This window comes from Fibrobacter sp. UWR4 (genome assembly GCF_003149045.1).
Lineage (GTDB): Bacteria > Fibrobacterota > Fibrobacteria > Fibrobacterales > Fibrobacteraceae > Fibrobacter.
Genome location: NZ_QGDU01000026.1, coordinates 48,137 through 54,772, shown reverse-complemented (window position 1 = coordinate 54,772; position 6,636 = coordinate 48,137). Strand labels below are relative to the sequence as shown.

5 protein-coding genes are annotated in these 6,636 nt (G+C 51.3%); 1 reads left to right on the top strand and 4 read right to left on the bottom strand.

The window, feature by feature from the left end; all coding sequences use genetic code 11:
* Positions 1-290 precede the first annotated feature (290 nt).
* The 3 genes from panB to BGX12_RS11190 are packed head-to-tail and all read right to left on the bottom strand — an operon-like array spanning position 291 to position 2,149.
* Positions 291-1,016: a 3-methyl-2-oxobutanoate hydroxymethyltransferase gene (panB, locus tag BGX12_RS11200; RefSeq protein WP_233246372.1), complete on the bottom strand. Its 726-nt coding sequence runs from the start codon at positions 1,014-1,016 to the stop codon at positions 291-293.
* A complete protein-coding gene (recO, locus tag BGX12_RS11195; RefSeq protein ID WP_109736148.1) occupies positions 1,016-1,774 on the bottom strand; it encodes a DNA repair protein RecO in 759 nt (252 codons plus the stop codon). The genes panB and recO overlap by 1 nt, the downstream gene beginning before the upstream one ends.
* Positions 1,775-1,789: 15 nt before the next feature.
* The gene (locus tag BGX12_RS11190) at positions 1,790-2,149 is read right to left on the bottom strand and encodes a histidine triad nucleotide-binding protein (protein ID WP_109736145.1); all 360 of its coding nucleotides are present in this window, start codon (positions 2,147-2,149) and stop codon (positions 1,790-1,792) included.
* 175 nt (positions 2,150-2,324) lie between these two features.
* Here BGX12_RS11190 and BGX12_RS11185 point away from each other — a divergent pair, with 175 nt between their 5' ends.
* Complete coding sequence (locus BGX12_RS11185; RefSeq protein ID WP_109736144.1) at positions 2,325-4,625, top strand: NADP-dependent malic enzyme; 2,301 nt, start codon at positions 2,325-2,327, stop codon at positions 4,623-4,625.
* A 102-nt stretch (positions 4,626-4,727) separates the two neighbouring features.
* Here the strand turns inward: BGX12_RS11185 and BGX12_RS11180 are convergent, their stop codons facing one another.
* The gene (locus BGX12_RS11180; RefSeq protein ID WP_158278227.1) at positions 4,728-6,614 is read right to left on the bottom strand and encodes a glycoside hydrolase family 5 protein; all 1,887 of its coding nucleotides are present in this window, start codon (positions 6,612-6,614) and stop codon (positions 4,728-4,730) included.
* Between the last annotated feature and the right edge of the window lie 22 nt (positions 6,615-6,636).

Genomic DNA, 6,636 nt, shown 5'->3' with positions numbered 1-6,636 from the left:
ATTAAATTTTAGAAAATAGCCCATTTTTTGTTTAATTTAGGCGAAAGTCAACAAAAAAGGGTGGCGAAGCCACCCACACATGTTGATGAAGAGCCTGAAAAATTTTGTTATAGGTGATGGCCCTCACGAACGCATCGGGAAAACATCCTGCTTTCCGTAGGATAATTCATACAAAATAGATGTTTTAGTTTGTACGTACTTCCTTGATCACAAGCTTATTTTATCTGCAGGTAAACAAAAAAAGGTCCCTTGCGGAACCTTTGATGATGAACAAACTCTGGTTTCAGGCGCTAGAGTTTACCATTGACGTGGTCGATGTACTTCTTCATGCCTTCTACGCCCAGGCTGTACATGTCCACGAACTTGGTGGCGAAGGGGGGAATCTTTCGATCATGCATGCCCAGGGCGTCGTGCATCACAAGAACTTGACCATCGGTGAACTTTCCACCGCCAATGCCGATGGTAACGGCCTTTACCTGATTGGTAATGAGGGTCCCTAGTTCTTCGGGGATGTGTTCCAGGACGAATTCGAAGCAGCCCACTTCGTCGGCAAACTTGGCGGAATCCATGACCAGCGTGGCTTCTTCCTCGGTGCGGCCTTTCTGCTTGAAGTTTTCCGCAGTCTGGGGAAGGAGTCCAAAGTGGCCGCATACGGGGATGTTGTTGGCGATAAGTTTTTCGAAGACGCCTTCCTTGATGCCTTCCAGCTTGACGGAAGTGGCGCCTGCGTCCATGAAACGGCGGGCGTTGTCGTAGGCCAGCTGGGGATTTTCGTCGCTCATGTAGGGCATGTCTGCGACTACATGGGTGTTCGGGGCGCCGCGGCAAACAGCGGAAACGAAGATCAGCATTTCGGTCATTCCCACTTCACGGGTGCTCTTATAGCCGAGCATAGTATTGGCAAGACTGTCTCCTACCAGGATCTGGTCGATGCCGGCTGCTTCTGCCATCTGGGCGAAGGCGAAATCGTAAGCGGTAATCATGGATACTTTTTCGCCTCTGACTTTCTTTTGCATTATGTCATTTGCGGTGAGCATAGTTTTCTAATCTCCTGTAACCATTGAATAGAATGAAGTTCCTTGAGGAAGCCGATATGGTTTCGAAGGTAGGCGAGGAGGGCGTTTTCCACAAATGCTCTCTGCTCGCTGGAAAGGGACTGGTTGTGATGTAGGGTCCATAATCCCTGCAGGGTCTCTGGCTTTGCGCGGGGCGTGTCGATCCCGAGGCAGGCCTTACAGACGAGACCGCCTGTTTCCGGATGGAAATCCGCGGCTACTTCCTGAAGAGGCTTTTCGCACCTGCTGCAGGACGTAAGGTCCAGATGATAGCCCCACAGGTCGCTTGTGTCCAGAAGCCACCGGGCGAAAACGTCCTGGCGGGGCGTTTTCTGGCTTAGTTCGTCCAGCGCGGAGTTGAGCAGGACGAATTCATCCTGAAGGGGGACTCCTTGCGGGGCGTATTTCAGGACGATTTCCGCCATAACCTGGGCTGCCGCCTGACTCATCAGGTCGTTGCGTAAATTTTCCCGCCAGTTCAGGAGGGTCGCCTCCTTGATGAACTGCAGGGCGGATCCGTCCGCCTTCTGTGGGGTTTCCCTGTAGACCACTTCCGAAAGGGACAGCGGATCCAGCGCTCCCCTGAAGGGGGAGTCCTTGCGCTTGGCGCCTTTCAGGATAAAACTCACGATGCCACTCTCTTCGGTGAGGGCCTTAACGATTAAACTGGAATCGCTATAAGAAAACCGATGAAGGACGATCGCGCGAGTCTTGATCATCTTGCCTAGTCAGCTTTACTGCTGGACGGGAAACGGAGGCCAACCCAGTTTCTGTCCGCCCACTACGTGAAGGTGGATATGGAATACGGTCTGGCCGGCATCTTCCTTGCAGTTGAATACGAAGCGGGCACCGGATTCTTCAAGACCCAGTTCCTTGGCGATACGCTGTGCCTGGAACAAAAGCTTGCCGACTAGTTCGCAATCTTCAGCCTGCATTTCCATCAGGCTGGAAATGTGCTTCTTGGGGATCACGAGGAAGTGGACCGGAGCCTGGGGGGCGATATCGTAGAAGGCGAATACATCGTCGTCTTCGTAAATCTTCTTGGAGGGAATTTCACCCTTGATAATTTTGCAGAAAAGACAATTTTCACTCATAATGCATAAAAATAAAAAACTACCCTTTATTTTTCATCATAACTGGCGAAATTAGCGGTTTTTTACGGGTTTTGTACCACTTTTCAAATCTTTACATTATGAGTAAAAATTGCTATATATGGCGCCGACTTAAGGCGTAATTTAGGATACGCGCAAATTACACAAGGAGAAAATCATGACCTTCGAAGAAAAGGCTCTCGCATACCACGCTAATGGCAAGCCGGGTAAGATTGAAGTCGTTCCCACCAAGCCGTATAGCACCCAGACCGATCTGGGCCTGGCCTACACTCCGGGTGTTGCTGTTCCCTGCTTGGAAATCGAAAAGAATCCGGAAGCAGCCTATGACTACACCGGCAAGGGTAACCTGGTTGCTGTGATTTCCAATGGTACTGCTGTTCTTGGCCTTGGTGACATTGGCGCCGTTAGTGGTAAGCCTGTGATGGAAGGTAAGGGTCTCCTGTTCAAGATTTATGCAGGTGTGGACGTTTTCGACATCGAAGTGAATGAAAAGGACCCCAAGAAGTTTATCGAAATCGTTAAGGGTATTGCTCCTACTTTCGGTGGCATCAACCTGGAAGACATCAAGGCTCCGGAATGCTTCGAAATCGAAGAAACCTTGAAGAAGGAACTGGACATCCCCGTGATGCACGATGACCAGCACGGTACCGCCATTATTTCCAGCGCCGCTTTGATCAACGCTCTGGATATTGCCGGCAAGGACATCGACAAGATTAAGCTGGTGGTGAACGGCGCAGGTGCCGCTGCTGTGGCTTGCACCAAGCTTTACCTCTCTCTCGGCGTCAAGAAGGAAAACGTGGTGATGCTGGACTCCAAGGGCGTCATCTACAAGGGCCGTGGCAAGCTTACTCCGGAAAAGGAATTCTTCGCAACCGAACGTACCGACGTGAAGACTCTGGAAGAAGCCATCAAGGGCGCAGACATGTTCCTTGGCCTTTCCAAGCCTAACATCCTCACCAAGGAAATGATCCAGTCCATGGCGAAGAACCCCATCGTGTTCGCCTTGGCAAACCCCACACCGGAAGTTTCCTACGATGTGGCTACCTCCGCCCGTGAAGATGTAATCTTTGCAACTGGCCGTTCCGACTATCCTAACCAGGTGAACAACGTGATCGGCTTCCCCTACATCTTCCGCGGTGCTCTGGACGTTCGCGCCAAGTGCATCAACGAACACATGAAGCATGCTGCAGTCCGCGCTATTGCCGCTCTCGCCCGCAAGCCGGTGCCCGATGTAGTGAACATCGCCTATAACTCCGAACGTTTCAGCTTCGGTCGCAAGTACATTATCCCGAAGCCGCTGGATCCGCGTCTGTTGACCGACGTTTCCATCGCTGTTGCCAAGGCTGCTATTGAAAGCGGTGTGGCCCGTAAGGAAATCAAGGACTGGGACGCATATGCAAACAGCCTCCGCGATATGATGGGCTACGACAACAAGCTGATCCGTGAATACGAAAACATGGCTCGTACCAACCCGAAGCGTGTGGTGTTCACCGAAGGCTTGAGCGTCAACATGATCAAGGCTGCAATCCAGGCTAAGGATGAAGGCATTGCATTCCCGATCCTCTTGGGTAATGCAGATCGTATCAAGGAACTTGCCGCCCTCGAAAAGCTGGATGTTTCCGGTATCGAAATCGTGAATCCCCGTTCTCCGGAAGAATACAAGCGCCGCATGAAGTTTGCCGAAATTTACGCTGCTGAAAACGGCCGTAACGGCGAAACCTTCGAAAAGGCCGCCTACGAAATGCCGGAACACAACCACTTCGGCATGATGATGGTGAAGACCGGTGACGCAGACGCCCTGATTTCCGGCTCTAACAGTAGCTTCTCTACCAATATCAGTCTTGCAAGAAAGATGATCGGCATCCGCGAAGACTACAAGCACTTCGGCGCCCTCCACATTCTTTCTACCAAGAAGGGTACCTTCTTCCTGGCAGATACCTTGGTGAACCGCGACCCGGATACCGAAACCCTGGTGGACATTGCAAAGCTCACGCACGACGCCGTGAAGTTCTTCGCCCACGAACCGGTGATGGCTATGCTCAGCTACGGTAACTTCGGTGCAGACAAGAGCTCTACTCTCGGTACCGCAGGCAGCGTGCGTGATGCCGTGAAGATTCTTCACGAACAGTATCCGGACTACGCCGTAGATGGCGAAATGCAGGTGAACGTGGCATTGAACAAGGACCTTCGCGACAAGAAGTATCCGTTCAACACCATCAAGGGCAAGGACGTGAATACCCTCATCTTCCCGTGCCTCTCCTCTGCAAATACCACTTACAGAATGCTTCTGGAAATGGGCGTTGGCGAATCCATCGGTCCTGTTCAGATGGGTCTGAAGAAGCCCATCCACTTCACCGACTCCGAAGCTTCTGTCCACGACATCTTCAACCTGACCGTGGCTGCCGTCATCGACGCTATCGTGCAGGAACGTATTGATAAGGCTCGTCCGGTTAAGTAACTGGTGTGGCTCGTCTGCGATTTTGAATATCGCAGGCTTGAGCTGCAAGTGAACCAAAAAACATGAAGGGCTGTACCTCAGAAGGTGCAGCTCTTTTTCTTTTTATCTCCGTATGCTTTGACCGAGGGGGTTGATTAGTCTGGGAGATCTGTTTCGAGGTGTTGATTCCTTAAAGAAAACACCGGAACCACGGTGGATGTTGACGATGAGTCTGGAAGTTGTTTTTCCGGATGCTGTTGCTCTTGGCGTGATTGCTTCAGTGTTTCCGTTTACAGTAGAGGGAGCAAGGCCGCCTACGGCAATGCCTTCGCACTTCAGTTCCTTGTTGTCATTGAAGTCCAAGAACGTTACCTTGGTGCCGTCCTTCTTCCACAGGATAATGTTGTCCAATTCCAGGGAGGCATCCACATCTACGCCTTGAACATTGATGCCGATGGCTACTACCTTGGAAATGTCTTCAAAATCCATGCCCGGTTCCGAGGAGCCATCAAAGGCGATTTTGATATTCTGCCATTCGCCTGTAAAGTCATTAAAGTCCCCAAGGCTCACCTGGTTCCATTTCCAATCCGCGGACATGTTGAACAGGGTTACTCCAGACCATGAGCTGCTGGATCCCTTGAACTTGATGTCAAAGGACATGGCTGTATATTGGCTCCAGTCCTGGGCGGCAAAGCCGTAGCTAAGAGTTCCTGTTTCTGCGGTGTCGCTCTGGGCTTTGTAAACCACCTTCATTTCACGGTCGCTATTATCCAAACTCTTTTCTACCAGGGCGTCGATGGAGTTGCCTTCGAACTTGGGCAGGCCATAAGCGGCACGCATGGCGTTCAGACTTTCGTAATCCAGGATGCCGCGGTTCTTGTTTCTGCGGATGATGGTCATGTTGCCGTTGCCTTCGTCACCGGTATCCCAGATGCAAGGGACAAATCCGTACTTCTTGGAAAGTTCCGCAATTCTGCCATAGTAGTCGGCACGAGACTTCAGATGCAGCCGCAGGTCTTCACCTTTCAATTCAAGACGCTTGATGACGCCGAATTCACCAATGACCATAGGAATGTCCTTGAAGTCTTCTCCTAGCATGGCGAAGACGGAATCCACGTATTCGGGGCTGGCGTAGGCCCCCTTCTTAACATTGTGTGCTGCATCCGTGGTGGAGTAGTTGCCTTCGCCCCAGTAACGTATGGTGTTTCCCCAGTCAGCATCCTGTTCCATCAAGGCGAACGTATAGGGATAGAAATGGAATTCTCCCATCATGTAGTCGGTGCCGGCAGGGTCTGCGGGAAAGTTTCCCTTCAAGTAATTGTGAGCCTTGTTTTCGTCGGTGTCGGGTGCCTGCACGATGATGGTGCGTGTAGCGTTGTTACCGCCGGAACTGCGAACGGCCTTGATCATGGTTTCGTGATAGGCTTTCAGTGTGTTGGCGTTGTCCTGTTTCAGTCCGTCGCCACTTTCGCCGGGCTCGTTGGTGCTGGCGAACAGCAGATGTTCATCGTAATCCTTGAACTTGGCGGCAATCTGTTCCCAGTAGGATTTCTGGCGGGCGTTAATCTTTTCGTCTACGGAAGTTCCGATATGGTCTTCCAGCCAGCCGTTATCCCAGTGGATGTTGAGGATGGCATACATGTCTCGCTTGACTACGTAATCTACCACGGTCTTTACGGAATCCAGCCAGGTGGCATTAATGGTGTTCTCGTCACCGTTAGGAGTATAAAGTGTCCAGTTGGAATCTACGGCGATGGCGTTGGAATGGCTGTACCAGGCGCAGGGAATGCGGACCGTGTTGAAACCTGCGGACTTGACGGAATCGATCAGCTCCTGGGTGGGAAAATCGTTTCCCCAGGCGGATGGGTTCATGGGAACTTCCAGCGTGTTTCCGATGTTGTAACCCATTCCCATTTTCGCGAAGACTTCTTTTGCTGTGGGAAGTGCATTGGCTGAACTAAATAGTAGACCAATGCAGCAGGGAATGCTGAAAATTCTTTTGAAATTCATCGGAAGGTCCTTTGTTTTTTGT